Consider the following 25,452-nt stretch of genomic DNA (forward strand, 5'->3'; position numbering starts at 1 on the left):
CGAGTGATTTCTGCGCCTTGCGGCATTGGAGCCAACTCGACGACAGTTCGACAAGCAGACTGCGCAGGGCCTTCACGACATCCTCCTCTGCTGGACGATGCGGTAATCTCCGAAGGCCGGACTGGTTCCATGGCGCATGGAGCCGGCGCACCTTGGCGCTTCTGGTTATTGCATCGAGCCTGATCGATGCAGACCGAGAGGGATCATCGAGCTCTCATCACGGTTCTCGACGAATCTGGTTCCAGGCGGGGCCAATCCGTTGCCCAAAGCGTCGAATTCGATCGCAGCGCCAACCAGTTGGGCAGCCTGCAGGACCAGATGTTCAATGTCCTCGAGGGCGACGTTCTCGGCCAGGTTCCTGATCCTGATCCTTTCCGCCACCACCGACACGTTGATGATGCCCGCGGTCTTGAACGCTGCGCGGACGCTCGCATAGACGTCTTCACGCAGTCGCGTGGAATAATCGTATCGCATTGAAACCTCCCAAAGCGAGTTGGTTTCCTCAAGCTGGCAGGATGCGCCCCATGGCGGCGCATGGCAAGTTAAAAGTGAAAAAAGTGTGAACAAAATCAGCTAGTTAGCATAGTTACACGAATGGGCAACCTGCGTTGGATGATCATCATTGGTACGACGCTGCATTCACCCACTGACCGCGCTTGACGCAGGATGCCGAAATTCCTAACTGTAAGTAGAATGAGACGGTTACTAACTCGCCTGATCTTTGCGCTTGGAGGCGCACATGGCTGACCTGGAACGCCCGGAACGACTGCAGATCATGTTGACCCAGGATGAACTGGCCGCACTGGAAAACTGGCGTTTCGACAAACGCATGCCCAGCCGCTCGGCGGCGGTACGCGAATTGCTGCGCCGTGGCCTTGCCTCCGATGGCTTCCTGACGGCCGAGGTGGGCGCCAAGTCGCAGGAATTCGGCGTGCTCCTGCCCAATGGCGACGGCAAGGCCCCGCCGGAACAGGCAGAGTAAAACTTTCGCGGTAAGCCTTCCATTCTCGCGCCGGCGATTGCCTTGATCCGTTTGCGCCTTATCTGATCGGGAAAGATGCAATTGCGGGTGGCGATGAACGACATCGACGGCAGCGACAGACAGGGGGCGACCGCCGACGCCCGGCTCGCGGCAATTGTCGATTCCTCCTTCGATGCCATCATCAGCAAGGACCTGAACAGCGTCATCCAAAGCTGGAACCAGGCGGCGGAGCGCATGTTCGGCTACACCGCCGAGGAGGCGATCGGCCAATCCGTCCTCATGCTCATTCCCGATCCCCTCAAGAGCGAGGAGACCGAGATTATCAGCAAGATTCGCAGCGGCGACCGCGTGGCGAGCTATGAGACGACGCGCAAGCGCAAGGACGGAGCGCTGATTTCGGTCTCACTGACGATTTCGCCGATCAAGAACGGCGATGGCGAAATCATCGGCGCCTCGAAAATCGCCCGCGATATCTCCGCCGCCAAGGAAAGCGAGCGCCGGATCAGGCTGCTGATGCGGGAGGTCAACCATCGGGTCAAGAACCAGTTCGCGGTCATCCTGTCGATGGTCAGGGAGACCAGCAAGCGTTCGAATGGTCCAGGCGAGTTCGAGGAATTGATCCGCGCCCGCATCATGGCACTGTCGCGGTCGCACGATCTGCTCGTCACCTCCGAGTGGGCGGGGGCGAGCCTGTTCGACCTTATCCAGGAACATCTCAAGCCCTTCGGCCTCGAGGAGCAGATCCTGCTCTCCGGCCCGGTCCTGACGCTGCAGTCGAACGCGGTGCAGAACCTCGGCATGGCCTTTCACGAACTGGGCACCAACTCATCAAAGTATGGCGCGCTGGGCAGCGAAGGCGGCCGGGTCGAGATTACCTGGACCATCGGCTCGGGAGCGCATGCTCCCGGCTCCGCTGGCGAACGGGAATTCCAGCTGACCTGGGAGGAAAACTGCGAACCGCATCCCGGCGACCGGCGCGATCAGACCACGCGCAAGGGGTTCGGCACTGTCGTGCTGCAGCGTGTGGCGCCGCAGTCGCTCGGTGGCTCCGCCATTCTGGAGCGGTCGCCCGGCCATCTCAAATGGCAGCTGAGCGCGCCGCTGGCCTCCATCATCGTGGCGCAGGCCGGCAGCGAGGCCGATGGTGTTTCGCCGGGTTTCGGCATCTAGGGCGATCCGCCGGTCTGGACGCCGCCCTTATTCCCTGTCGGGCTGCACCTGCTCGACCAGGATATGCGCCTCGCGCGCGGCCTCGACAAAGGCCTCCCTGGCGATTTCGGGGGGCAAGTCGCCGCTCATTGCCCTGCGGCAGGCGCGCAGCGCGGACTGATGTTTCAGGCTCCCGGCATCGCGCCAATGTGTCGTCAGGAGTTCGATCGCCTGTTGTGTGTTGGACAGGTTGCGGATGCCTCCGGCAACGCCTACGGAAACGACGACGGGCTTGGAGAACCATGCAGTTTGCATTGGAACCTAGACCATGTTTAGCCCGTGGAACGCGTTGGGCCGGCATGAGGTTTCATCGCCGCCGATCACTGTAGCGTGAGGCTTTCCGGGCATCTCCGCGCGAACCAATCCCTAGAGGATGCTGGTCGTCACTTCGACGATGATCGCGGCGCCTTCCAGTCCACCGTTGGGAACGTGCACGACGCGCGAGACCCGCAGATCCTGTGGGTTTCCGTCGACCGACAAGGACACGCTCTCGCCAATGCGCGGCACCGCCTGGAAAGTAACATTGGTGGCGTCGGGCCTGTTGTCGATGGATATGCGGCAATTGACGGTCATGGACTCTCTCCGGTGTCTGGGCGATGCCCCGGTCGTCAACGCGGGGTCCATGAAATGGTTTCAGGAGGTTCGCTTCAAACACTGCCGATGTCCGCGGGCGAAATCATCAACCGCCCGGTAGCCCCGGCGTCCGGCCTCTGATTCAGTCGTCGGCTCTCGGAACGAAATAGTTGGTGGTGATCGCATCGCCGCCGATTCCACGCGTGACTTGAACCGAGGCATAGCCTTCCGGGGCAATCGAGCCGGTCGCCATCCGGTCGACCTGCTTGCACCGGCCGACCATTTCGCCGCTCGGCCAGGGTGCCAATCTGATTTCAAGCGCCGCTTGGCACTGCGCCATCGATGAATAGACGACCGGGCGCGACTCCGTGGGCCGACAAAGCGATGCGTTGCACGACAGCATGATCATCACCGCCGCGGTTGCCGGATCCATGAAACTCTCCTGTTGGCCGACAATGAACGTCCAACAGGCCGCAAGGTTTCATGCTGACGGAAGCGACCCCAATCGGTTGGTCCGATTGTCGAGAAGCTCAGGACGTGCGGGAAAAGGCCAGGGACGAGATCTGAAAGCACTCACGCCTTATCAAGAGCCCGGCGGCTTCGGTCTCCGCGCCTCTGGACAGCCAGAATTCCGGGAACATCAAAGGCCAAACGAGGACATGGTCCAAGGGTTTTGGTACCCAAGGCGCGGCTTGGCATTCGCTGCGTCGGTCGGGGTCGATGTTGCTGTTCCGGTTGCTGTGCAGTCCAATTTTGCTGCCACCGCCGCCTTGATCGACAGACCAGCGCATGCCTTCGAGGCGGTGACGGTCGCCTTCTTTTCGTGTGCCGCAGCGACATTTGAGCCGGCGAGGACAAGCGCCAGGCAAATGAAAACCATCTTCATTAGATCCCCCTAGTTTAGCTTAAGCTAAATTAAAGTTAACGTAACGTTACCTGGCCGTCAATCGCGACGGAGGTCCAGGGAGGAAGCCACCTTCCTCCTGCCCGGGTACCGGCCGGTTTTTTACCTGTCCCCGGACTACGGCATGATTGATCGGAGAGGATCGGGAGCTACCCGACTTGGTGCCGGTTACATTATTGGCTTGCAACTGCCTGGTTCCCGCTCATGGGCTCGAACCACGATTCACGCCTTCAAAGGGCGCTGTCCTACCATTAGACGAAGCGGGAAAGCCGGCACGTTATGGCGCCCAGGCAGCTTGCGGTCAATTCGGGAAATTGTTGACCGGCTCTTCGCAGCGATAGACCGGGCAGTCCCCGTCGCGGGACGGGACATAGGCCGACATCGGCACTTCAGGCCAGTCGCACTCGTTGCCGAACTGCCTGACATAGCGATCGTAGGTGTTGGGGCCAGTGGTCAGCACCACGGCGCGGTGGTTCTGGATCATGGCCCGGATCTGAGCGCAGCCCATGGAGCGGCTGTCGGGCCGGGCGTCGGCCAGACCGGTCGCCGCGAGCACGACGGCCATGGCCATCAACAGGGTCGGAACGCGAGCGGACATGATGGTTTCTCTTCGGTTTGACGGAATTGCGAACGCGGCTGGTCCGGATTCGCCGGGGAATGGCCGCATGCATTGTCGCACATAACCCCCTATCGTGTCCGTTGGTTCCGCGGCGGGGTTTGCCGGGCGCGCGTTGGCGCGCCGCGCAACCAAATCAGGCGTCGCGCATTGCTGGGCATGGACGGCAGGAAACCTTACGAAACACCGCAATGGCGGCCCGGAAACGAGGGCCGCGAGGCGATGTGCTGCTCCTTCTGCGGCGGCCGCGACCATCGGTTCGAGGAATGTCCGCGAATGCCCGATCCTTTCCGGCCCGGCGAGCCCGAGGGCGAGGATATAGCGGAGGAACCAGCCGGCTGATCCGAGGTGCCCGGTGGCGAGTGGCTAACCGGCATCCGACTTGAGCCCGCCGAAGAAATCGATCAGCGCACCTGCCGTTTGCGCGGGCGCCTCCTCCGGGAAGAAATGTCCGCCCGAGATCGCGCGGCCGCGCACGTCGTCGGCCCAGTTCCGCCAGAGCGCCAACGGCCCACCTTCGCCGGCATACCATTGGGCGAGCGCGCCTTGCCCGCTCCACAAGGCCAGCACCGGGCAGGCGATGCGCCGGCCGGCGGCTTTGTCCGCCCGGTCGTGATCGCGGTCCAGCGTTGCCGCGGCCCGGTATTCCTCGCAGATCGCGTGGAGGTGGGCGGGGTCGCGCAAGGCTTCGACATAGGCCTGGCGGATGCCGGCCGGAAAGACATCGGGCGACGACCCCCAGCCACCCAACGCATTGTCGACGATGGCGTCGGCGGCGCCCGCCAGGATCTTTTCCGGCAAGGGTTCGGGCTGTGCCAGCAAGGACCACGGCCAGAAGCCGAGGGCCAGCCGGGCGTCGGCCCGATCCCAGGCGTCGGCCGTGGGGACGATGTCGAGCACGGCGAGTTTTTCGATACGGCCGGGATGGTCGAGCGCCATGCGGTAGGCGACGCGCCCGCCGCGATCATGGCCGGCGACCATGAAGCTGGTAAAGCCGAGCCTGGCCATCATCGCCACCATCTCCGATGCCATGGCCCGCTTGGCATAGGGAGCATGATCGGCGCTCGAGGCCGGGCAGGCGCTGCGCCCATAGCCACGCAGGTCGGCGCAGATGACGGTGAAACGATCGGCAAGCAGCGGCGCAATATCGCGCCACATCAGATGGGTTTGCGGAAAGCCGTGCAGCAAAAGCACCGCCGGTCCGGCACCGGCGCGGCGCACGAAGATGCCGGCGTCCTCGATGTCGACGTCGATAGGCTGGAAATGCTCGAACATGGCTGGCCTCCGGCACAGGCAACGGCTGGAGAACGGGATTGGTTGCGGCGCGTTCGCAAGCGCCGGCTTTTGCGCCGACCACGGCGATCCCGGAGGAACCACGGTCCGCCGCCCCACGGGGGAGGGCGGCGGAAAAGCCGCTCCGGCCGCGACGGACCGGTCCCGCGCATAAGCCTCTTGCCCAATCCTTTGGGCCAACCTTTTGGGCCGGCGGACGTTGTCCCCGTGAACGGAAGGCCGCCGTGAGGCGGCTTCAACGAAGGAGGCCGAGATGAAATCCCTCGTCATTGCGTCATGCGCCGCGATGCTGGCCCTGGCATTGCCGGCAGCGGCACAGACGGCCCAGCAGTCGCCGAACCAGCAGGCCGACAAATGCCGGGCACAAACGGATCAGGGCGGCAAGCAGCAGCCCGGCAGCGGCGATCTGAGCGAGAAGCTCAATGATTGCGGTGGCGTGCTGAAACCGCCGCCTACTGGCGATCAGGGCATGGCCGCGCCGGCGCCCGACGAAGGCAAGACGCCGGTCATCAAGCCGGGCGAAGTGCCGCCCCAGCCGCCAAAGCAGTAGAGATCGTTCGGCAGCATTGTCATGACGGCGAAGGAACTTCGCGGATCAGGAAACGTTTCTGTGACAAAACCGGATCTGGAAAGGATGGAGCGTGAGAGATTTTGCCAGTACCGCCGCGTTGCTTGCCTCTATTGCCATCGTCATCGTCCTGATGCTGACGGCGCCGAAGAGCTTCGGCTTCGAGGCCACCCACCCGATCGTGGACGGCGATCTGCCAGTGGAATGACCCGAAAGCGGTTCCGCACAAGAAAGCAGGCGAGTTCGCCTGCTTTTCGCTTGCATGGTGCCTTGGCTTACCTGACCAGAAGGCCGGCGTGATCGCAGAGTGCGGTGAAGGCTTCCTGCGCCTGTGCCGCGCCCTCATTGTTGGCCAGCGCCGACTCGATCTTTTCGCGCGCGGTCTGGTAGAAGGGGCCGCGCCTGGCTTGTGGCCAGTCGATCAGGATTTCACTGGCGTCCTGAAGCGTGGCCACCTCGCGGATCGTGTCCGAGCCATGAGGCTTGACCCGCAGCGGTGTCGACAGCATCAAACCGGCCATTGGTTTCTCCTGCTACTGAATCCTCATTGCAGGATGCGCGCCTCGCGCGCGGCGTCGATCATCGCCCGCATCGCCTTTTCCGCCGGCGTCCAGCCGTCCAGCGCATCGCGGCAGCTTCGCAGTGCCGCGCGGTATTGACGGCCTTGTCCGGCCGGCCAGTCGCCAAGGCATTCCAGCCCCTCCCAGGCGCTGCGCACCACGCGCTCCCGCTCGGGAGCGAATTTCAGGCGGATCGGTCGGGGAAACATCTTGTCGTTCAACGGTCGTCTCCATGAATCATGCACATCGGCCGACATGCACCGAGGAAGCGCCGGATAACGTCGGCGTCAGGGGAGGGTTCCGAGCCCGGACAATCAATTTTTAACCATGCTTTCAGTCGCGCGCGACGGCGTCCGACAAGGGCCTGGGCGCCGGCAGATCGACATCCTGTGCTTGCGGCCGATCATGTTCGAACTGCTCGGCGTCGGGCAAGGCATGCAGCCAGGTTTCGCGCCGGCCGGTCCACAATTCATATTGCGGTGCCAGATCCGTCGGTGCGACGTCGAGGCTGCCGAGCATCACCTCGGCCTCGTTGTCGTCGACCCAGGCGACGCGGCTGCCGCAGGTCGGGCAAAAGCTGCGTGTGCCGTAGCTGGCGACCTCGCCCGATGTCTCGAACGCATCGCGCGGCCAGATGGCAAAGGCCGAATAGACCGAACCACCCGCCTTGCGGCAATCCTTGCAATGGCAAAGGCCAACCCGCGACGGCTGGCCGTTGACGACGAAATGCACGCCACCGCACAGGCAACTGCCGGTCCTGCGTGTTGTGTCGGACATGGTTGCGCTCTCCGTTTCGCCAGCCTGGCTTTGCCTGCCATAGGGCTGCTCCAGCCGTGGCCGGCTCCGTCAGTTTGGCATGCCGCGGGCCGGGCGGGACAGATGCTCGTCCGCCACTTCGTTGGCCAGGATGAGAAACCGGGAAAAAGACATCCTGTTCACCGTACCGCCGAGCCCGGTTGACGCGGCCCGCAGCATTCTTCAACGCCATGCCGGCGAATTGGTTGCCGCCTTTCGGCCGCTCCTTCTATCCGCGGGCGGCCATGTGGTTGTCGAGCTTCTTGCGCGAGGGTCCGTAGCGCTTGATGATGGTCTGGGCCTCGCTCTGCGGAATGCCATATTTGCGCGCGAAGGCCGCGACCTCGTAAGTTTCCTCGCTCGAGACCAGCTTGCGGTCCTGTTTGGTCTTGGATTTGTCGTCAGGCATGTCGGGCCTCACTTTCTGTAAGCCGCATGGTCGCGCGGACGCCTATATGTCGCGGTCACACATAACACGGATCGGCGATGCTGGTTCCATCGCGGAGCAACGCCAGTTCAGCCTAGGCCGATGAAGAGGTCGGGCCGGTGCTGTCGGTGTCGCTGCATTGGGCGCAGCGCGCGCTGGCGCCGGGACAGCCGCGGCGATGCGTGCCGGCGGGGCAGCAAAGGCCGCTGGAACTCGTCCAGCGCGGGCATTGGAAAACCTGTCCAGTGCCGCCGCAGCCTTCGCACTCCAGAACCGGTGTCCGGACCAGATAGGACTTCGTCCCCAGCCTGACGCTTGCGCCCAAAACCCACCCACCCATATCGTGCACCAGACATAGCTGTGCATTAGCCCCGGCTAACAATATCACGATCAGGGTTACGGACAAGTTTCAGGATCATTAAGAATTTCTAAAGCTGTGCCTGCCGGTAAGCGGTCTTGCTTCTTCCTTCGAGCGGTGCGCTGCCATAGCATCGGGCGTCAAACCGGAACCGGTGAAAATTTTTGCCCGGCATGTCGGATCGGCACATGGCGGTGCGTCCTTGGGGCTGATGAAGCTGGAGAACAACCATGTCGCCCCAAATCGCACAATCGCCGTGGCAGACCGCGGCCCTTCTCGTCGCCCGCCTGATCTTCGCCGCCGTCTTCCTGTTGGCGGTGACCTTCAAGTTCCTGGGCATGGAGGCCACGGCGGGCTATATCGCGGCCGCGGGCTTTCCGTTCCCGCTCTTCCTGGCATGGTGCGCGGCAATCCTGGAGGTGGCCCTGGTGCTGTGTTTCCTCAGCGGCGCCTTCTTCACCCAAGCCGCCCTGGTCGCCGCCGCCTATGTGCTGTTCCTTGCCTTTGCCTTCCACGGACCCAGCCACTGGGCCGGCAACCAGGCCGAGTTCGGTTTCTTCGTCGACCATTTTTCGTTCCTGGCCGGACTGCTGTTCGCGGCGGTCCATGGACCGGGAAGAATTCTGGCGCTGAACCTGGGATGGCCGGGCAGGGCGTAATGAGCATGCCGGGGGCAGGGCACGAGGAGTCCGCCAGGGGCAGGGATCTCACATCTGATCGTTGTAGGGCTCCTTCATCTGGCCGACCATGCGGGCCAGCTTCGAGAAAGACGGCATGTCGGCCTCCGGCTGGCACTGGTTGGCGAGTTCCAGCAGCCGGATCGGAAAATTGACGGCGTCGCGGTTCGACGCCGACATGCCGTCCGATCGCTCCTCGCCGGTTTCCGACGCCTCGGCCTTGCGGAGCGCGATGTCGATCTCCTCCGACGTCAGCACCCCCTTTTTGACCAGGACGTGGTTGATCGAGGCGACGGCCATCAGCAGGCCTTCGAGTTGCAGGTTGGCGACGTTCATGGATTTCTCCCTCCGTTGATCGCAGTGGAACGCATCAGCGGCGTTTCCGATCCGGCCGGCGTGCGGGAACCAGCGCGCCGATCGTGAGCGGTCGGGCGCTACTCCTGCGTCAGGCGCTCGCCATACTCGCGCCAAAGCGCCCTGACTTCCAGGCTGCCGAGGCGCGGGATCGAAGGGTCGCCGCAATCTATGGCGACGGTCCCGATGTCGTAATTGGGGTAAGCGTTGGCGACGAAGCGGATCGCTTCGCCAAGCGAGTGCACCCGGATGACCGGATCCGCCTGGCCCTGGCCGGTGCTGCGCACACCGGAAACCGTGGCCGGAGCGTGCCGCATCCGGAAGACGGATGCCATGGCTGGTCTGTCCATCGTCCTCTCCCACAAGGCCGTGCGACGGGAATCATTCCATGAGCTGGCGCTGATGATTTCACAGGTGCCGGTTCATGAACAGCCGGATAAATGTCAGCCGCCGGGATCATGCCCTCTCGGAAAATGTGAATTTTTTCCTATTTGGCATTGACCGGTGAGGGCAGCGATGCTATAAATCCATCCATGGTGCTGATTTGCGCCACCGACCCGCCGGCGAGGCGGGTTTTGTATTTCTGGTCCTTGGTTGGACTGCCTACTGGTGCGGTGGCGCCGTAGAGCGCTGCGTCCGCGAGATGCGAGAAATCCCATGCCCCGCTATGCCAGCATCATCACCGGCGATGACGGCCGCGAGATCGTCAGCGCCATCGGCGAATTCGAGGGCGCCGGCCCGGTGGCGCGCCTCGGCCGCGTCGAGGCGGTTGCGCCCGGCGTGCTGATCGGCATGGTGCGCGATGCGGCCGGTGGCTTCTGCTTTCCGCAGGCCGGTATCGGCGCACAGCTCGTAGGTCTCGCCATGGCGCGGCTCAAGGCTGCAAGGCCTGTGGCGAGGCCCGCACAGGCCGCGAAGCCGAAGCGCGGAAAGGCCAGGAAGAAATCCGCCCGCTTGAAAAAGCGGGCCAGGCAGGCGCCGCCGAAGGCCGCCGCCGATGATGTCAATGTCGGGGCGCGGACCCATGACTGATGAAACCGGGCCGGCGCGCCGCAAGGCCAGGGCGGCAAGGCGCAAGCCCGCTGCCAGTCCGGTAGCCGCCAAGACGCCCCGGCCGAAGCGGACCAAGAAAACATTGGGCGACGATTTCCTGGCCGCCGTGCGGGCCGATTTTCTGGCGCATGGCGCCGGTGTCCTCGCCGAGGTGCGGACCGACAAGCCGGACCAGTATCTGAAGATCGTGCTGTCGGTGCTGCCCAGGGATTTTGATGTCGCCGTAAACCAACTGGACGCCCTCTCGGATATTCTGTTCGAGGTGATCGTGCGGAAGTTCGGGCCAGCCCCGGACTGACCGCCGGCCTTGCTTTGGGACCGGCACCTGAGGCCTCGATCGAACCAAAAGCCCGCCTTGGCTCACGCCGGGGCGGGCTTTCTTGCGTTTTCGGGCCGCTCATCGTTTCACGGATACGAGGCCCGGCTCCTCTTCGGCGCAAGGTCGGAAAACCGTACTCAGGCCAGGATGTTGACGGCGCGGGCCGCGACCAGCGCGATCGTGAGCAGCGAGATCATCGCCTCCGCCATCATCAAAAGCTTGGCGCGCTGAGAAAGGGGCAAGGTGTCGGTTGGTGAAAACGCCGTCGCATTGGTGAAGGCGAGGAAGAAATAATCAACGAAGCCAGGCAGCCAGTCGCGGACCTCGCGATCGTCCAGGGTCATTTGCGGAAACAGAAAATCGGCATGGGCGCGTTTGACCAGTCCGCAGGTCGGCGGCCCGCCGCGGTCGGTGCTCCAGAACCACAAGGCGAAAACGATGATGTTGGTGAGCCAGATATTGAGCGCGTCGACCAGCAGTGTCTGGCCGCTGCTGCCGGCATGTCCCGCCAGCAAAGCGCGCACCAGCAGCACCAGCGAGCCGCAGTTCATGACACTGACGACGCCGGTCATTACCAGGGCCGTTCTGCGGATCATGACGCGAAAACGGCCGACGAGATACCAGTGCTCTTCCTCGACCGCTTTCTGGGTGGCGACCTGCGTCCAGGCGGTGGCCACGGACAGGGGCACCAGCAGGGCGGCCTCCAGCGCCGGCGCCAGCCAGCGAGGGCCGAACGAAAGATCGTTGATGACCAGAAGCTGCAGGCAGATGATGACGAGGACAGCCGCGCGCGCCAGCCAGAAGTCGAGCGCGCGGTGGTGAATGACGGCATGCTGGTGACGCATCGAATGTCCGGGATGCTGAAGTGGGATCGGGTGTGCGGGCTGTTTTTGCCCGGGGAGGGCAATAGAATGCCGAGATTCCCGCTCAATCTTGGTATTGCAATGGCACCCAAGTATACTTTTTTGTAAGCTTTGACCTTGGGGCTATTCGGCAAACCGGGCGATGTGATTTAAGCGCGGCATGGCGGGAATTGACGACTCCATGGATCGTTGGGTGCCGGCAGCACTGCCTGCCGTGGGCCTGGACTCGTCATTGGTCTGGTCCGCGCTGCTTCGGCACCCTTGGGGTTTGCTGGCACTTTTGTGCCTGGTGCAGATCCTGTGCTGGACCCTGGTGCCAACACTCATCGATCCCGCACCGCCCGGCGACGTCGTGGAAGGCTTCATGTGGGGCCGCGAATGGGTGCTTTTGACCTACAAGCATCCGCAACTCCCCGGCTGGCTGCTCGAGACCAGTCATCTCCTGACCGGATCGTTCCGCTGGCCGCAATATCTGCTGGCCCAGCTGACGATCTCGGCCACTTTCGTCCTGGTCTACCTGCTGGCTCGCGACACGCTCGGCCGCGACAAAGCGCTGGCCGCCGTGCTTTTGATGCCGTCGGTCTATTTCTTCGGCTGGCCGACGCCGCAATTCAATCACGACTATGCGCAGATGCCGTTCTGGGCGGCGATCTGCTGGCTGCTGTGGCGCGCCAGCCGCGGCGGCGGGCCGGGCTGGTGGCTGGCGCTCGGATTGGTGTCGGGCGTTGGGCTCTACGCCAAGTTTTCCACCGGCTTGCTGCTTGCCTTCGGCGGCCTCTGGCTGCTGTGCGATCCACGTGCGCGCAGCCGGCTGGCGACACCCTGGCCATGGCTTGGCCTGGCTGTGTTTCTCGCCGCCGCCGCGCCGCTTGCCATCGCACTCTACCGCATCGATTTCCTGCCTTTGACCTATTTCGCCGGCCGCGATGCATGGGTGAGCGAGCACCGGGCGCGGCTCTATTATATCGGCGTCCAGATGGCCGGCCTTTCCGGCTTTCTCCTGGTGTTGGCGCTATCAGGGCTATTGCGGCGCTCACCAGCACCGCAAGTGCCGGTCGAGCGCGACACGCTCGTCTATCTCTGCTGGATGGGGCTTGGGCCGGCGGCGCTGATCATGGTGGTCTCGCTGTTCACCGGCACCGGCGAAGCCTGGGGCGCACCGATGTACAATCTTGTCGGCGTCGTCGCGCTCGCCTTTCTCGGTCACCGGCTCGGTGCCGTCGAGATGAGGAGGTTGGCGATCTGCGCCTTCATCTGCATCGTCGCCATGTCGGGCGCCTATGGGGCGATCCGATGGACGGACTGCAATGTGCGGGGACGCATGGACGCCGTCTGCTGGCCGGCGCGGCCGATCTCGGACGAGGCCGAGGCAATCTGGCACGCGGCGGCGCCGGGCAGGCTCGACATCGTCGGTGGCGACACCAATCTTGCCATGCTGGCTGGCCTCAACGCCTATGACAAGCCGTCTATCTTCACCGATCTCGATATGCGGTTCGCACCCTGGATCACGAGGCAGCGGTTGCGCGATCACGGCATGCTGATGGTCTGGTCGGGTCGTCACGTGCCGCCAAGGTTGCTGGCGTGGGTGGACAATATCCCGGTCAAGACCGTTCTTTTCAACTGGTCGCGCGAGGCACCGCCGGTGGCGATCAGCTTTGCCGTCATTCCGCCCGGCACGAGATATCTGCCGGCTGCCGCCAGCAGCCGGACCCGGCATCCGCGCAGCTAGGGTGAGCGGCGTCGTGCGATCCCATTCCCTATAATACAAGCGGACGGCCGCTCGTCTGACTGGACGAACCAGGCAACAATGCCCATTTATGGCGCTATCCAAGTTTGTTGCCGCGCAATTCCCGACGGAGAGCCGCTACACTTCCCCGGAATTGCCTTTTGAGGAGACGTGACATGGCGACTTCGAGCGAACGTGCAGTGCTTGCCGGCGGCTGCTTCTGGGGCATGCAGGATTTGATCCGGCGCTTTCCGGGCGTCCTTGCCACGCGTGTCGGCTACAGTGGCGGCGACGTGCCGAACGCTACCTATCGCAATCATGGCACGCATGCCGAAGCCATCGAGATCACCTTCGACCCGGCGAGAATCAGCTTTCGCCAGCTTCTGGAATTCTTCTTCCAGATACATGATCCGACGACGCGCAATCGCCAGGGAAACGATGTCGGCATGAGCTATCGCTCCGCAATCTACTACACCGATGAGGAGCAGAAGCGTGTGGCGGAGGACACCATCGCCGATGTCGACGCCTCCGGCCTGTGGCCCGGCAAGGTCGTCACCGAACTTGCGCCGGCCGGAGCGTTCTGGGAGGCCGAACCCGAGCACCAGGACTATCTCGAGAAATATCCCAACGGCTACACCTGCCATTTCGTCAGACCAGGCTGGAAGCTGCCGGTTCGTGAAAAGGCGGTTTCATAAGGCTCACCAGCCGTTTTGGCAGCAGGTTGGGTGTAAACGCTCGTCGATTGCCAAGGATCATACGCATTGGGGCTGTTAGCCGCCGTCCGGCGGTTGACAGTTCGCTGCGTTGCTGGCCAACTGCGCAGGTTGATTGATCATCGGGGATGAGCATGAAGAAGATCTACGAAAAGCCGGTGTTGGTGAAGCGGGAAAGACTCTCAAGTGTTGCGGCGGGACCGCTTTCTTCCAAGGCAGCCTGACCGGCTAGGCTGGCTTTCGGGCGGCTGGCCGAGTTCTAGCGGTGATCGAATTGCTGGCGCGGGCAGGCTACGTCTTGCCCCGCTGGGCTTGAAAAGATGATTTCTTCCGAACCCGCGGCACGCGCCGGGCAACTCACTGCAATTTTCATCCTGGATGTTTCTGCTTATACCGGGCCGCTGCTTTCCGGATGGATCGACGCGGGAAACCGTGTTGGTGCGATCATCGTGCCTGGTTTTCAACGCCCATCCAGAGGCTTCAGCCTTGGCAATTTTCGGCGCAGGCTGAGGCGCCGGCTTCTGCTCAGGCGCTATCTCGGCAACACGCCGGTAAAGCTGATCGAATTCCGCCGGCCTTACGACTGGAACGAGCTTGCCCGCCAATTGCCTGACATCGCCGCGGATGTGCTGATCTGCTTCGCTTTCCCGACCTTGATCCCGCAGCAGCTGCTCGACCTCTTTCCCAAGGGCGGGCTTAATTTTCATCCGGCGCTGCTGCCCAACTACCGGGGGCCGCATCCTCTCCATCGTCTTGTCGCGGATGGCCAGCATGCCGTCCATGGCGGCGTGACACTGCATAGGATGTCGGCCAATTTCGACGACGGCGACATCCTCGGACAAGTGCCGTTCACCGAAGCAGACTGGGCATCGCGGCGGGATATGGTGGACAGCGTGGCGAGCGCTATGCGCCGGTTGGTGCGCGAGGTGGCGCCAGCCTATTGCAAGAATCTGGTGTCGGGGATGCGGCAGCCAGCCGGTGATTTCGTCTGGGCTCGACTTGAGCGGGACCACATGGCGATTTCGTCCGACATGTCGATCGGGCACGTTGCCCGGATGTGGCACGTATTGGGCGCTAAACCCGGTATCTATCTGGATGTCGCCGACCGCCAGGTCAGGCTGGCCTTCCAGGTCAGGCGACTGGGTCCGCCAACCGGAAAGGGTCCGGTAAGGCGATGTGGGACGGTGGAGTTCGATCTTGACAACGGCCGGGTTCGGCACCTCACCTACGGGCGCCTGCTCAAACGGCTGATGAAAATATACGCCTCGTTCCCACGCCCCCGGGCCGGCAAACCGTACGCTGAATTAAGGGTCTTTGGCCGGGTGGGCAGTGAAGCGGCACCACAGCCGCCAGCGAGTAGTCGCGGACACTGAATCCCAATAGTGGGAACCGCGGAAACTGCGTCCGCGGTTCCCATATCGCGATGGTAAACTACTTTCCGCAGTTGTTGTCATTCACGGTCGGCGCTGTGGCGTTGCCGTTGGCGTCCGTCTGTGCACCCTGCGGGTTGGTCGGGCAATTCTTGTCCGCATTGGAATTCATGTCGCCCGGCGTGGTGGTCGTGCTGTTGGTCGCGCCCGGATCGATCGTACTGGGTGAAGCCGGGGTGCTTGGGTCCACAGTGACGGACTTGCCGCTACCGCCGGACCCATCCGCGCCCGCTGCGCTATTGCTTTGCGCCATGGCGGATGTTGCAACGGCAACGGTGAAGGCGGAAGCCGCGAGGATTTTCATGAACATGATTTGTCTCCATTTTCTGTGAACTCGTCGCCGGGAACGGTGCATGGTTTCGCGGAAATCATGAACCGCTCTATCTCTTGTTTTGACACAATCCCGAACGGAAAATTGGTCCTGGAATCGCGTCCAGCGACTGGTGGGACAACCCCTCGGAATGGCGAAGGTTCCAGACAAATTTCCGCGCCGGCGATGTCCAATTGCCCTGGAGCTCGGGCAATGCTTTAGCGCGGCTTGCCAAAAAACAGCTTTCCCAACCGTCCGAATGATGCTTTAACGCGCCTATCCACAGGGGTGCTCCGTACGGTCGGGGCTGAGACGGGGGCGGCAAGCCCACAGACCCTAGAAGCTGATCTGGGTAATACCAGCGGAGCGAGGCGGGCGATGTTTTCAGGCGCACAGGTTTCCCTATATCCAATGGCCGACGATTTCGTCGGCATCATTCTGGGCGCGCTCGGCGCGCTCGATCCGTACCGCGATAAGCTCAGGATCGAGACCGACGACATTTCGACCTTGCTGGTCGGGGCGCCCGAGGTGTTATTCCCGGCGCTGCGCGATCTTTTCGTGGCCGCGTCTGGCAGCGGCAGGCATTGCGTGCTGTCAGCCACCATTTCGCGTGGCTGCCCAGGCGAGCCGGACGATCCGATCTGCCGCTCCGACACGTTCGGCGGACCTGCCGGGCCACTCGGCCCGCGCAAGCAAGCCGCCATCACCGCAGTGCGCGGCGCGCCGGCCACTGGCCAGCCGGCGGCGGCGCAGTTCTCGCTCTATGTGATGGGCACTGACGACCACATGGACGAAATCTATGGCTGCATAGATTTCCTGAAGCAGTCCGGCGTCTACGATCGCTCCAAGAATTTCTGCACCAAGCTGCGCGGCGATGCCGGCGCGATCTTCTCGGCCCTCGATGAAGCTTTCTGCCGCTTCGGGCCCGGCGCCGGCCATGTAACCCTCGATGTCACGGTCTCGGCCAACAGTCCCACCGCCGTCTGAACCGCTCGTGGTCTCATCGTCATTCAACCCGCGTAACGTCGCGGGCTTCTTCGCAAAAACAGCGCCGGCCGTGATATCGATCGGTTTGGTGCTCGTGGCCTGGGAACTGTACGCAAACATTTCCGGCATCAAGCCGACGGTTCTGCCGGCGCCCTCGCGCGTCTTCGAACAGGCGATGCTCAATCGGGAAGCCTTGGTCGACAACGCCATTCCCACGGTCCGCGCCACGCTGATCGGTTTTGCCTGTTCGCTCAGTGCCGCCTTCGCGCTGTCGATGCTGGTCGACTTCTTCCAGCCTTTGCGGCGAGCGCTGTTTCCCATCTTCATAGTCAGCCAGACTTTGCCGCTGGTCGCCATCGCGCCATTGGTGGTGCTGTGGTTCGGCTTCGGGCTGACGCCCAAGATCATGCTGGTGGCGCTGGTCACCTTCTTCCCGATGCTGGTCGCGCTGGTACAGGGCTACGAGGCTACCGAGGTGGAGATCGGTCAGATGCTGCGTGCCATGGGAGCAGGGCGTTGGCGTGTCTTCATGCTGGCACGATTACCTTCGGCGCTGCCTTATTTCTTCGCTGGCCTCAGGATATCCATCACCTATGCCGTCGTCGGCGCCATTTTCGCCGAATATGCGGGCGCGGCCAAAGGGCTGGGCATCTACATGCTCAACGCCAAGAACAATTTCCGTCCCGACCTGGTGCTCGCCGCTGTCTGCGTCAGCGCAGCGCTCACCCTTGTCCTGTTCGGGCTGACGATGCTGCTGCAGCGTCTTGCCATGCCCTGGGAACGAGCCGCTGGCAGGCAAGGCCCTGGAAAAGGTCCAGAAGCATGAGCCGGCTCGAATTGCGGCATGTTCGCAAGGCGTTTGGCGGGCTCGATGTGCTCGCCGACATTTCGCTTCGTGTGGATGCCGGCGAATTCGTCTCGATCCTTGGACCTTCGCGAGCCGGCAAGTCGACGCTGTTCCAGCTTCTGACCGGCGCCGAGCATGGCGAGGGTGAGATGTTCTTCAACGGCGTGCCGCTCGACGATCACGGCAGGCATTACGCCTTCATGCCGCAGCGCGACGCGCTGATGCCGTGGCGGCGCATCCTCGACAACACCACGCTCGGACTCGAGGTGCAAGGCGTCAGCCGCAAGGCGGCACGGAAGCGTGTGGCTCCGCTGTTTGCCGAATTCGGCCTTGCCGGCTTCGAGTGGCACTTTCCAGCGCAGATCTCGGGCGGCATGCGCCAGCGCACGGCGCTTTTACGTACCGTGGTGCAGGAACGCGATATGTTGCTGCTCGACGAGCCGTTCGGCGCGCTCGACGCACTGACCCGTGCGGCCCTGCAGCGCTGGCTCGAACAGATGTGGCGGCACCACCACTGGACGGCGTTGCTGATCACTCATGACGTGCGCGAAGCCCTGTTCCTGTCCGACCGCATCTATGTGCTGTCCGCGCGGCCTGCCCGGGTCGTGCGTGAGATCAAGGTGCCGCTGCCGCGCCCGCGCGATTCCGCCAGCGCGGCCACGCGGCAGGCCGGGGCACTCGAGGCCGAGATTCTCGACATTTTGCTCAACCCCCAGCCACCCAAAGGACATGACCATGATTGACTTGACGCGCAGGCAAGCCCTGCTGCTCACCCTTGCCGGCAGCGTACCGCTGATCACCGGATCGAGCCGTTCCTTCGCGGCAACGCGGACGGTCACAGTCGCCCTCGACTGGACGGTCAACACCAACCACATCGGCCTGTTCGTCGCCCGCGATAAGGGATTTTATCGGGAAGCCGGCATCGAGGTCGACATCCTGCCCTACAGCGATACCGGTGCCGGCACGCTTGTCGCCAACCATGTCGCCGATTTCGGGATCAACGGCACCATCAGCCTGTTCACCCAGAAGACCGCGGGGGCCGATCTGAAAGGGCGTCTATGCCGTCGTGCAGTCCGAGACAGGCCGGCTGGTGTTCAATGCCGCGCGCAGCGAAATCAAAAGCCCGAAAGATCTGGATGGCCTGACCTATGGCGGTTTCGGCAGCGCCTGGGAGACCGCGCTGATCTCGACCATCATCCGTCACGACGGCGGCAAGGGCGATTTCGAGACGGTGACGCTGGGCACTTCCGCCTACGAGGCGCTGGCCAACGGTTCGGTCGACTTCACGCTGGAAGTGTCGACCTGGGAGGGCGTCGAAGCCGAACTCAGGGGCGTTAAGCAGCGCAGTTTCGTCTATGCCGACCATGGCGTCCCCGATGAGCACACCACGCTTATCTCTTCGAGCGAAGCGTATCTCCAGGCGAACCCCGAATTGTCGTCATCCTTCATCCAGGCAACGCGGCGCGGTTACCAATTCGCCGTCGATCATCCAGGGGAGGCCGCCACGCTGCTGATAGCCGCCAACAAGGATGCCCTGACGAATCCGGCCTTGGTCCACGCCTCGCTGAAGGCACTGCTCGAGGGCAATTATCTACGCGGGCAAAATGGTGCCATCGGGACGTTGGACCCTGCCAAGATGGAAGCGATCGGCAACTACCTCTTCGCCGCCGGCATTCTGCGCGACGCCGACGGTAAGGTTCTGCCGCAGAGCCCGGATTTCGCCAGGTATTTCAGCAACGCATTTCTGGGGTAGCTGGCCAATCCCTTAAGGAGAGGATCAACTCGGGCGAAACCCATTCCTGGCGATCCTCGAAGCGGAGACAATCTGCACGGCCGTGCCTTGTGTCTCTTTCGGCGGCGCCGTCGCCGTTTCTGATGCCGATATGATCTTCTCGGTTAACCGCACAGCAATGGTTGCGTGCAAAGGTCCCTCCGAGGGATGATCGGGGTTCTTGCCTTGCTTGCACCAAAAAGCGAAACGCTTCCGCGCGTCAACCAGGGCGGGATGATATCCGAAGCGCGCAAGCGCGAGATCCTGGCCGACTTGCGCGAAGGCTTCTTTCGCATTTGTGCGCTCGCATGCGCCGCGCTGTTTGTGTACCGGGGCGTGTATCACTTCGTGCAGGATCCCACCCGGTTCAATATCGCGCTCGTGGCGGTCTCCGAGACGCTCACCTTTACCTGGCTGCTGCTATCGCGGCGGCCGGTGACGCGTGACTGGAGCCCGCTTGCGGTAGTCGCTTCGGTGACCGCCAGTTTTGGTGTCGCCTTGATCACCATGGAACCGGGCATCCCCATCATCCCCATCTATGTCGCCGCGCCGCTGCAGTTCCTGGCACTGTGGTTCGTCATCTGGGGAAAGCTGTCGCTGGGTCGTTCCTTTGCCATCCTGCCCGCCAATCGCGGCGTGATGACCGGCGGCGCCTACCGCCTGGTGCGGCATCCGATCTATGCCGGTTACCTTACCGGCCATGTCCTTTACCTGCTGTCGGCCTTTTCCTTCTACAATCTCGCCGTCTATGCGGTTATCACCTATCTGCAGGTGTACCGCATTCTGCGCGAGGAGGCCTTGCTTGCCGCGGAACCGGAGTACCGCTCTTATATGGAGCGCGTGCGCTATAGGCTGTTTTACCGGATATTCTGAAGGCCAGACTGTCACGCGAGAGTGGCCGGTCCTGTTTGATCCAGAGTTGGCCAACAGGGCTCCTTAGCGGCTAGTGGTCCGGAACTGCTCCGCAGGTGAGGTGCTGTATCCTGGCTGTTCGGTAGCAAGCAGCCTGGCACCAAATCATCGGCTCTCCAACAGCTGGATCTAAATCGTTTTTTCTCGTAAACTTCTCAAAATATAGACATTGCAAACGTCTGCCATTAGATATTTTCTACAAGTATATTATATTTTTATTATCATTACCGCTTTCTTGTTTCGACAGTTAATACCATGCCGCTCACATGTATAGCGTGAATTGAAACTCAAAACTCTCTTCGACGTAGTTGCCATCGCAATCGGCTGCATGCCGACTGCCTAGCGCAACGACAACAGGAGAGTGTTATGGCCTTTACCATCAAGACAGTCGCCAGTGTGTTGGCGGGTAGTGCAATAGTCTTGGTTCTGTCCGTGCCAGCAAACGCAGCAGGTCTTGGCGTCGGTGTCGGCGCCTCGGTTGGCGGTAGCGGCGGTGTCAATGCCGGTGTCGGCGCCTCGGTCGGCGGCGGTGGCGGCATCAATGCCGGCGTCGGTGCCTCGGTCGGCGGCAGCGGTGGCGTCAATGCCGGAGCCGGCGCCAATGTCGGCGGCTCGAGGGGCGTCAGCGCCGGGCTCGGCGCGTCGGTCGGCGGCAGCAATGGCGTCAATGCAGGAGCCGGCGCCAATATCGGTGGTTCGGGCGGCATCAACGCCGGGCTCGGTGCCAATGTTGGCGGAACGGGTGGCATCAATGCGGGGCTTGGCGCCAGTGTTGGCGGCGCCGGTGGCATTGGTGTCGGCGCGGGCATCGGCAACGGCACCAATCCCAGCAATCCGTCCAACCCGAACAACCCATCCAATCCCAATCACCCCAACGTTCCTGGTGTCGTGGCCCAGATGTCAAGCTCGCAGGTGACGCGCATGAAGAAGCGCTGCGTCGATGTCCTCAGCAGCGAAGGGACCTATGACCGCGACTTGCGGCAGCTCTGCCTGCTGATCGCACGCCGCTGAGGCTGAGGGAGGTTGCGGAACCAGCCGTAGGCCTGACCGCACTCTCCTGGCCTCCGGCCGGTTGGAAAGCCCGCCGTCCAGGCGGGCTTTCTGCGTTGCGGGCTGTGTGTTCCGTAGCCGCAATAGTCCAGCGGAACGCCAGCCCCTCTAAAACGTTCATACCTTGCGACATCCGAAATGGCGCGATGTTGAACCAGCGCGAAAGCGCGCATTCAGGAGCAGGGAAGGCCATGGGTCTCGGAACGATACTTATCATTATTCTAATCCTCGCGCTGCTCGGCGGCTTCAGCGGTCTGGGCGGTGGCCCGTTCTACGGAACCGGTTACTATGGCGGTGGCGGTCTCGGACTTGTGTTGATCATCGTCATCATCCTTGTCGTCCTGGGACGCATCTAGCCGGCTCCTCTTGTGTCGCCGGCGTCGCGGTCCCGTGAGCGAACCCGCGCCGGCGTGCACTGGAATGTGATGGAAGCAGGCCGGCTTGTGATCATGCGCCCCGCAGGACGGCTGTATGGTGATTGCGGTCCACACCCCCCGTGGAAACAAGAGGAGAGGGTCCCACCCCTTCATCCTCCTCCAAGGCCCGCCCCGGTTCCCGGAGCGGGCTTTCGTTCTTCTGCAAAGCGATTGCCTTCGGTCTTTCTGCCGCTCTCGGCCACGGTCTTTTTTCTCCGTCATGACCGACCTGCCGCTGACGGGAAAGCCGTGGGCGTTCACGCTGGGCAATTACGCCGCCTTCTTCTCGCAGAATCTCTATCTGACGCTGCTGCCGGCTTCACTCCGCCTCGGCCTCGAGGTGACGGGCTATCGACGACTCGCTGATCGAAGCCGGGCGCTCGCTCGGCCTCGCGGCTGCGCCGGCCAGACGTTGAAAGTCATCGTCCAAAATACTGGCGCCGACAGGCTGGTGGAAGGTCAGGATGTGGTGCTGCGCTGGTCGCCGGAGAGCACAGTGCTGATTGCGGCGGCGGGCTGATCGTCGTTTCGGCTCTTGCCAGACCGCTGACAATGAGGAACGCATAGCCGGGCCCAAGTTAAGCCCGGAGCACCTTGATGACGCTTGACCTGACGGCCCGCGACCAATCCATGCTCGATGGCGAGCAAGGCCCAGCCGCGGCCGCCGCCATGAAAATCCTCGTCGCCTTCTCGAACGCGGTTGGGGCCGGCAGCCTGCTCGACATCTCAGGCGCCCATATCGATGGCTGTCTCTATCACGGCAAGGCAGGGCTCGATTTCGTCGAGCGGCTGGTCGAGGGAAGCGGACGTGTCCGGGTGCCGACGACGCTCAATGTCGGGTCGTTCGACCTTATTCATCCCGGCATGGTCAAGATGCCGGCGGCTGAAGAAATGCCGGCGCGGCGGTTGATGACGGCGCATCTGGAACTTGGCTGCCAGGCCACATTCACCTGTGCCCCCTACCAGACGCGGTTCCGGCCTGAATTCAGCCAGCAGATCGCCTGGGGCGAGTCCAATGCCATCGTTTTCGCCAATTCGGTGATCGGCGCTCGCACCAACCGCTATGGCGATTTCATCGACCTGTGCTGTGCCATGACGGGTCGCGCACCGGGCTGGGGCCTGCATCTCAGCGAGAACCGGCGCGGCCGCATCCTGTTCGAGCTGGATGTTGCCGACGGGGAGCCGAGCGACAGCCTGTTCGTCGGCGTCGGGCTGATCATCGGGCAAGCCAGTGGGGACCGCATTCCTGTGATCGTCGGTCTGCCGCAACCGCGCGACGAGGACCAGTTGAAGGCGCTGGGCGCGGCGGCGGCAACGACCGGCGCGGTGGCGCTGTTCCATGCGGTCGCGATCACGCCGGAAGCGCGGACGCTCGACGAGGCGTTCCATGGCCATGCGCCGGAAGAGACGATCCGCATCAGCCGCGCCGATATCGACCATGCGCTGGCCAGACTGTCTGGAGTGCCCGACGGCGCGCTGCTTTCAGCCGTGTCACTGGGCACGCCGCACTTTTCCCACCAGGAATGGATGCGCCTGTTGCCGCTGCTGCGTGCGGTGGCGCCGGGCAGGGGCATCCCGATCTATGTCAACACCGGCCGCGCGACGCTGACACAATTGCAGGAGGAGGGGGCATTGGCTGGCATGGAGGCGTTCGGCCTGGTCCCGGTCGCTGACACCTGCACCTATGTCACCTCGATTCTCGAGCGTCTCGACGGCGTGGTGATGACCAATTCCGGCAAATGGGCGCATTATGCGCCGGGCAATATCGGCGTGACCGTCGCCTTCGCCGAAATGAAGGATTGCATCCGCTCCGCCGCCGCAGGGCACGTCGTGCGGAGCGGCTCATGACGCGGTCGATTGAAGTGAAGGTCGTTGAAAGAGCCGGCACATTCCAACTGGCCGGTGCCGCCGAGGGCGAGGCGCTGGTGTTCTCGCAACCGCTCAGCTTCTGGGGCGGCATAGACGCCGAGACCGGCGACATAACGGATCATTCGCACCCAGGCCTTGGCCAGAATGTCTCCGGCAAGATACTGGTCATGCCGAGCGGGCGAGGGTCCTCGTCTTCTTCCTCTGTCTTGGCCGAGGCAATCCGCAGGGGCACGGCGCCGGCCGGCATTCTTCTGGAACGGCCGGACCCGATCCTTGCCGTTGGCGCCATCGTCGCCGAGTTCCTCTACGCGATCAGCATGCCGCTGGTGGTTTGCGACATTGGGGGCATTGTTTCCGGCGAGCGGATCGCGATCGATGTGGGCGGTGATGGCGGGGCGATTGTCCGCAAGGTCAGGAAATGAGCACGCGCTGATAGGGTGAGCGCTGCATCCGGCTGCCGCCTGCCTCTAGGACGCGCCAACCTACCGGCCGATCAGGCCTGTCATTACTCCAAATGATCTAACCGACACCGCCTAAATCCTTGTTTTGTGCGTGCCGAGCCAAGTGCTGCGCGCGCCTCAAATCTCCGGGATGTTCTCCTTGAAGATCACCTGCAGCCTCGGCTGGTGCAATTCATAGGGGAGGCCCCGGACGGCGTGGGTCAGGATGTTGAGCGCCTCACGGGCTTCGACGCGCGGGTTCTGGTCGATGACGGCGTCGAGCGTGCCGTCGAGCAGCAGTTCCTTGGTGCCGTCCGTCGCCTCGTGGCCGAGGAAAACCATGGATTGCGCACGGCCGCGTTCCTTCAGCGCACGCGCTATGCCGGTGTTGCCGGCGCCGACATTGTAGATCGCGGCAAGGTCGGGGTGGCGTTCCAGAAGGGCTGACGCCTCCGAATAGGCCTTTTCGCGGTCGTCGAGCATTTCGCGCATCTCGACGATCTCCAGATTGGGGGATTCCTCGGTCAATATGTGCCGGAAGCCCATCTCGCGTTCCTCGTGGCCACGATAGGACAACGAGCCTGCAAACAGCGCCACCTTGCCGGGGCGCCCCGGTCCCATGAAACGGTTGAGCAGATAGCCGGCCAGCCGCCCGGCGGCGCGGTTGTCGATGCCGATATAGGCAACCCTTGGCACATGCAGGATGTCGGAGGCGATGGTCACCACCTTGACGTCGTTGGCCGATAGCGAGCGGATCGCCTCGCGCACCGTCGGATGGTCGAGCGCGATGACGCCGACGCCTTGTGTCTGGCCGCGCAAATCCTGCAGCAGGCGGGCGAGCCGGTCGGGATTGAAGCCCTCTATGGTGGCGATATGGACGTCGAGATCGGGGCGCGCCAGGGCTTGTGCCTCGATGTGGCGGTGCAGCATCTTGATGAAGGAATTAGTGCCGGCCGGCAGCGCGAAGTCGAGCCGGATGACCTCGCCGGGCACCGGCCTGGGCGGCGCCCCGTTCGGGCCTTCGGCGATGTAGCCGAGGCGCTGCGCCATTTCGAGCACGATCTCGCGTGTGCGCGCCCGCACGCCGGGGCGATTGTTGAGCACGCGGTCGACGGTGGCGGCGGAGACGCCGGCTTCCCGGGCTATGTCGGTCAGGGTGGAACGCACCGTCTCATCTCCTCAATGCATCAGGGATGACGCAGTGCCGGCTGGCGGCTGATTGCGCCCAACGCCCCGCGATCCGCGATTCTGATGGGAAATGATGTATCCGGCCTTGGCCGATGCGCAAGCCGCCAAGCTAAATCAACTCGTCCGGCACGATCGTGTCGGAAAGGGAGATCACATTTCCCATCAAATCGACGCATTCGGAGGGGTCTATGAACCTTGGTATGACGCATTTCCTCACTCTATGCGATGTTGTGATGTGTTTT

General features: G+C 62.9%; 35 protein-coding genes, 1 tRNA gene, 3 pseudogenes and 1 riboswitch. Of the genes and pseudogenes, 22 read left to right on the top strand and 17 right to left on the bottom strand.

The window, feature by feature from the left end:
• Positions 1-165 precede the first annotated feature (165 nt).
• Positions 166-474, bottom strand: a complete 309-nt coding sequence (locus FJ936_RS22450; RefSeq protein ID WP_141906989.1) for a hypothetical protein — start codon at positions 472-474, stop codon at positions 166-168.
• A 265-nt stretch (positions 475-739) separates the two neighbouring features.
• Here FJ936_RS22450 and FJ936_RS22455 point away from each other — a divergent pair, with 265 nt between their 5' ends.
• Together FJ936_RS22455 and FJ936_RS22460 are read left to right on the top strand one after the other, a co-directional pair.
• Complete coding sequence (locus tag FJ936_RS22455) at positions 740-982, top strand: hypothetical protein (RefSeq protein ID WP_015317026.1); 243 nt, start codon at positions 740-742, stop codon at positions 980-982.
• A gap of 75 nt (positions 983-1,057) precedes the next feature.
• Positions 1,058-2,152, top strand: a complete 1,095-nt coding sequence (locus tag FJ936_RS22460; RefSeq protein WP_181763159.1) for a PAS domain S-box protein — start codon at positions 1,058-1,060, stop codon at positions 2,150-2,152.
• Between the two features lie 27 nt (positions 2,153-2,179).
• Here the strand turns inward: FJ936_RS22460 and FJ936_RS22465 are convergent, their stop codons facing one another.
• The 7 genes from FJ936_RS22465 to FJ936_RS22495 form a co-directional block, all read right to left on the bottom strand.
• Positions 2,180-2,446, bottom strand: a complete 267-nt coding sequence (locus FJ936_RS22465; protein WP_015317028.1) for a DUF982 domain-containing protein — start codon at positions 2,444-2,446, stop codon at positions 2,180-2,182.
• A gap of 111 nt (positions 2,447-2,557) precedes the next feature.
• A complete protein-coding gene (locus tag FJ936_RS22470) occupies positions 2,558-2,764 on the bottom strand; it encodes a hypothetical protein (protein WP_015317029.1) in 207 nt (68 codons plus the stop codon).
• Between the two features lie 142 nt (positions 2,765-2,906).
• Positions 2,907-3,197, bottom strand: coding sequence for a hypothetical protein (locus FJ936_RS22475; RefSeq protein ID WP_140791362.1), 291 nt, complete (start codon positions 3,195-3,197; stop codon positions 2,907-2,909).
• A gap of 207 nt (positions 3,198-3,404) precedes the next feature.
• Positions 3,405-3,650 carry a hypothetical protein gene (locus FJ936_RS22480; protein ID WP_140716216.1) on the bottom strand — a complete coding sequence of 82 codons (246 nt, stop codon included), beginning with the start codon at positions 3,648-3,650 and terminating at the stop codon, positions 3,405-3,407.
• A gap of 210 nt (positions 3,651-3,860) precedes the next feature.
• Positions 3,861-3,934: transfer RNA gene (locus FJ936_RS22485), tRNA-Gln, on the bottom strand.
• Positions 3,935-3,969: 35 nt separating this feature from the next.
• Positions 3,970-4,266 (bottom strand): hypothetical protein, encoded by a 297-nt coding sequence (locus tag FJ936_RS22490; RefSeq protein ID WP_140618060.1) that lies wholly within the window; start codon positions 4,264-4,266, stop codon positions 3,970-3,972.
• Between the two features lie 384 nt (positions 4,267-4,650).
• Positions 4,651-5,559 (bottom strand): alpha/beta hydrolase, encoded by a 909-nt coding sequence (locus tag FJ936_RS22495; protein WP_141906990.1) that lies wholly within the window; start codon positions 5,557-5,559, stop codon positions 4,651-4,653.
• Between the two features lie 271 nt (positions 5,560-5,830).
• Between FJ936_RS22495 and FJ936_RS22500 the strand changes: the two genes are divergently transcribed.
• Both FJ936_RS22500 and FJ936_RS31170 read left to right on the top strand, forming a co-directional pair.
• Positions 5,831-6,127: a hypothetical protein gene (locus FJ936_RS22500; RefSeq protein WP_140791366.1), complete on the top strand. Its 297-nt coding sequence runs from the start codon at positions 5,831-5,833 to the stop codon at positions 6,125-6,127.
• A gap of 91 nt (positions 6,128-6,218) precedes the next feature.
• Positions 6,219-6,353 (top strand): hypothetical protein, encoded by a 135-nt coding sequence (locus FJ936_RS31170; protein WP_281405467.1) that lies wholly within the window; start codon positions 6,219-6,221, stop codon positions 6,351-6,353.
• A 67-nt stretch (positions 6,354-6,420) separates the two neighbouring features.
• Here FJ936_RS31170 and FJ936_RS22505 read toward each other — a convergent pair whose 3' ends face one another.
• From FJ936_RS22505 to FJ936_RS22520, 4 genes are all read right to left on the bottom strand, one after another.
• A complete protein-coding gene (locus tag FJ936_RS22505; RefSeq protein WP_015317036.1) occupies positions 6,421-6,666 on the bottom strand; it encodes a DUF982 domain-containing protein in 246 nt (81 codons plus the stop codon).
• Positions 6,667-6,689: 23 nt separating this feature from the next.
• Complete coding sequence (locus FJ936_RS22510; RefSeq protein WP_015317037.1) at positions 6,690-6,926, bottom strand: DUF982 domain-containing protein; 237 nt, start codon at positions 6,924-6,926, stop codon at positions 6,690-6,692.
• A gap of 112 nt (positions 6,927-7,038) precedes the next feature.
• Positions 7,039-7,482, bottom strand: a complete 444-nt coding sequence (locus FJ936_RS22515) for a GFA family protein (RefSeq protein ID WP_140791368.1) — start codon at positions 7,480-7,482, stop codon at positions 7,039-7,041.
• Positions 7,483-7,729: 247 nt separating this feature from the next.
• Complete coding sequence (locus tag FJ936_RS22520; protein ID WP_015317039.1) at positions 7,730-7,909, bottom strand: DUF3606 domain-containing protein; 180 nt, start codon at positions 7,907-7,909, stop codon at positions 7,730-7,732.
• 606 nt (positions 7,910-8,515) lie between these two features.
• Here FJ936_RS22520 and FJ936_RS22525 point away from each other — a divergent pair.
• Complete coding sequence (locus tag FJ936_RS22525; protein ID WP_140790412.1) at positions 8,516-8,944, top strand: DoxX family protein; 429 nt, start codon at positions 8,516-8,518, stop codon at positions 8,942-8,944.
• A 48-nt stretch (positions 8,945-8,992) separates the two neighbouring features.
• Here the strand turns inward: FJ936_RS22525 and FJ936_RS22530 are convergent, their stop codons facing one another.
• Both FJ936_RS22530 and FJ936_RS22535 read right to left on the bottom strand, forming a co-directional pair.
• Positions 8,993-9,298: a hypothetical protein gene (locus FJ936_RS22530; protein WP_015317041.1), complete on the bottom strand. Its 306-nt coding sequence runs from the start codon at positions 9,296-9,298 to the stop codon at positions 8,993-8,995.
• 98 nt (positions 9,299-9,396) lie between these two features.
• Positions 9,397-9,666 (bottom strand): hypothetical protein, encoded by a 270-nt coding sequence (locus FJ936_RS22535; protein ID WP_015317042.1) that lies wholly within the window; start codon positions 9,664-9,666, stop codon positions 9,397-9,399.
• Positions 9,667-9,973: 307 nt separating this feature from the next.
• On the opposite strand from FJ936_RS22535, the gene FJ936_RS22540 reads away from it, so the two are divergent.
• Together FJ936_RS22540 and FJ936_RS22545 are read left to right on the top strand one after the other, a co-directional pair.
• Positions 9,974-10,348 (top strand): hypothetical protein, encoded by a 375-nt coding sequence (locus FJ936_RS22540; RefSeq protein WP_140790410.1) that lies wholly within the window; start codon positions 9,974-9,976, stop codon positions 10,346-10,348.
• On the top strand, positions 10,341-10,667 hold the full coding sequence (locus tag FJ936_RS22545) for a hypothetical protein (RefSeq protein WP_246680512.1): 327 nt from the start codon (positions 10,341-10,343) through the stop codon (positions 10,665-10,667). The genes FJ936_RS22540 and FJ936_RS22545 overlap by 8 nt, the downstream gene beginning before the upstream one ends.
• A 158-nt stretch (positions 10,668-10,825) precedes the next feature.
• On the opposite strand, the gene FJ936_RS22550 is transcribed toward FJ936_RS22545, so the two are convergent.
• The gene (locus tag FJ936_RS22550; RefSeq protein ID WP_015317045.1) at positions 10,826-11,533 is read right to left on the bottom strand and encodes a hypothetical protein; all 708 of its coding nucleotides are present in this window, start codon (positions 11,531-11,533) and stop codon (positions 10,826-10,828) included.
• Positions 11,534-11,732: 199 nt separating this feature from the next.
• Between FJ936_RS22550 and FJ936_RS22555 the strand changes: the two genes are divergently transcribed.
• The 4 genes from FJ936_RS22555 to FJ936_RS22565 all read left to right on the top strand — a co-directional run bounded on the left by FJ936_RS22555 (position 11,733) and on the right by FJ936_RS22565 (position 15,363).
• Positions 11,733-13,280 carry a glycosyltransferase family 39 protein gene (locus FJ936_RS22555; RefSeq protein ID WP_246680513.1) on the top strand — a complete coding sequence of 516 codons (1,548 nt, stop codon included), beginning with the start codon at positions 11,733-11,735 and terminating at the stop codon, positions 13,278-13,280.
• A 173-nt stretch (positions 13,281-13,453) separates the two neighbouring features.
• Complete coding sequence (gene msrA, locus FJ936_RS22560) at positions 13,454-13,972, top strand: peptide-methionine (S)-S-oxide reductase MsrA (RefSeq protein WP_140665813.1); 519 nt, start codon at positions 13,454-13,456, stop codon at positions 13,970-13,972.
• A gap of 152 nt (positions 13,973-14,124) precedes the next feature.
• Positions 14,125-14,214 carry a putative RiPP precursor gene (locus tag FJ936_RS30715; RefSeq protein WP_210161496.1) on the top strand — a complete coding sequence of 30 codons (90 nt, stop codon included), beginning with the start codon at positions 14,125-14,127 and terminating at the stop codon, positions 14,212-14,214.
• Between the two features lie 96 nt (positions 14,215-14,310).
• Positions 14,311-15,363 carry a formyltransferase family protein gene (locus FJ936_RS22565; RefSeq protein ID WP_140790405.1) on the top strand — a complete coding sequence of 351 codons (1,053 nt, stop codon included), beginning with the start codon at positions 14,311-14,313 and terminating at the stop codon, positions 15,361-15,363.
• Between the two features lie 58 nt (positions 15,364-15,421).
• Here the strand turns inward: FJ936_RS22565 and FJ936_RS22570 are convergent, their stop codons facing one another.
• Positions 15,422-15,730, bottom strand: coding sequence for a hypothetical protein (locus FJ936_RS22570; protein ID WP_140790403.1), 309 nt, complete (start codon positions 15,728-15,730; stop codon positions 15,422-15,424).
• Positions 15,731-16,004: 274 nt separating this feature from the next.
• Positions 16,005-16,118, top strand: a riboswitch (TPP riboswitch).
• On the opposite strand from FJ936_RS22570, the gene FJ936_RS22575 reads away from it, so the two are divergent.
• The 11 genes and pseudogenes from FJ936_RS22575 to FJ936_RS22625 all read left to right on the top strand — a co-directional run bounded on the left by FJ936_RS22575 (position 16,109) and on the right by FJ936_RS22625 (position 24,004).
• Positions 16,109-16,717 (top strand): YkoF family thiamine/hydroxymethylpyrimidine-binding protein, encoded by a 609-nt coding sequence (locus tag FJ936_RS22575; protein ID WP_140725434.1) that lies wholly within the window; start codon positions 16,109-16,111, stop codon positions 16,715-16,717. (Overlaps the previous riboswitch by 10 nt.)
• A complete protein-coding gene (locus FJ936_RS22580; protein WP_181171275.1) occupies positions 16,680-17,543 on the top strand; it encodes an ABC transporter permease in 864 nt (287 codons plus the stop codon). Before FJ936_RS22575 ends, FJ936_RS22580 begins: the two co-directional genes overlap by 38 nt.
• Positions 17,540-18,307: an ABC transporter ATP-binding protein gene (locus tag FJ936_RS22585; RefSeq protein ID WP_141906992.1), complete on the top strand. Its 768-nt coding sequence runs from the start codon at positions 17,540-17,542 to the stop codon at positions 18,305-18,307. Before FJ936_RS22580 ends, FJ936_RS22585 begins: the two co-directional genes overlap by 4 nt.
• Positions 18,300-19,317 (top strand): annotated as a pseudogene (locus FJ936_RS22590) (ABC transporter substrate-binding protein). Before FJ936_RS22585 ends, FJ936_RS22590 begins: the two are co-directional and overlap by 8 nt.
• Positions 19,318-19,521: 204 nt before the next feature.
• Complete coding sequence (locus FJ936_RS22595; protein WP_224531680.1) at positions 19,522-20,208, top strand: isoprenylcysteine carboxylmethyltransferase family protein; 687 nt, start codon at positions 19,522-19,524, stop codon at positions 20,206-20,208.
• Positions 20,209-20,613: 405 nt separating this feature from the next.
• The gene (locus tag FJ936_RS22600; RefSeq protein WP_015317055.1) at positions 20,614-21,258 is read left to right on the top strand and encodes a hypothetical protein; all 645 of its coding nucleotides are present in this window, start codon (positions 20,614-20,616) and stop codon (positions 21,256-21,258) included.
• A 230-nt stretch (positions 21,259-21,488) separates the two neighbouring features.
• Positions 21,489-21,653, top strand: coding sequence for a DUF3309 family protein (locus FJ936_RS22605; RefSeq protein ID WP_023769518.1), 165 nt, complete (start codon positions 21,489-21,491; stop codon positions 21,651-21,653).
• A 237-nt stretch (positions 21,654-21,890) separates the two neighbouring features.
• Positions 21,891-22,059, top strand: a pseudogene (locus FJ936_RS31280) (ABC transporter permease); the annotation flags it as partial.
• 57 nt (positions 22,060-22,116) lie between these two features.
• A pseudogene (locus tag FJ936_RS31285) lies at positions 22,117-22,233 on the top strand (spermidine/putrescine ABC transporter ATP-binding protein); the annotation flags it as partial.
• A gap of 77 nt (positions 22,234-22,310) precedes the next feature.
• Positions 22,311-23,561: an aconitase X gene (locus FJ936_RS22620; RefSeq protein WP_141906993.1), complete on the top strand. Its 1,251-nt coding sequence runs from the start codon at positions 22,311-22,313 to the stop codon at positions 23,559-23,561.
• Positions 23,558-24,004, top strand: a complete 447-nt coding sequence (locus tag FJ936_RS22625; RefSeq protein WP_140718374.1) for a DUF126 domain-containing protein — start codon at positions 23,558-23,560, stop codon at positions 24,002-24,004. The genes FJ936_RS22620 and FJ936_RS22625 overlap by 4 nt, the downstream gene beginning before the upstream one ends.
• Before the next feature lie 156 nt (positions 24,005-24,160).
• Here FJ936_RS22625 and FJ936_RS22630 read toward each other — a convergent pair whose 3' ends face one another.
• Complete coding sequence (locus FJ936_RS22630) at positions 24,161-25,189, bottom strand: LacI family DNA-binding transcriptional regulator (RefSeq protein WP_141906994.1); 1,029 nt, start codon at positions 25,187-25,189, stop codon at positions 24,161-24,163.
• Positions 25,190-25,452 lie beyond the last annotated feature (263 nt).

The sequence above is a fragment of the Mesorhizobium sp. B2-4-13 genome (assembly GCF_006658535.1).
GTDB lineage: Bacteria > Pseudomonadota > Alphaproteobacteria > Rhizobiales > Rhizobiaceae > Mesorhizobium > Mesorhizobium australicum.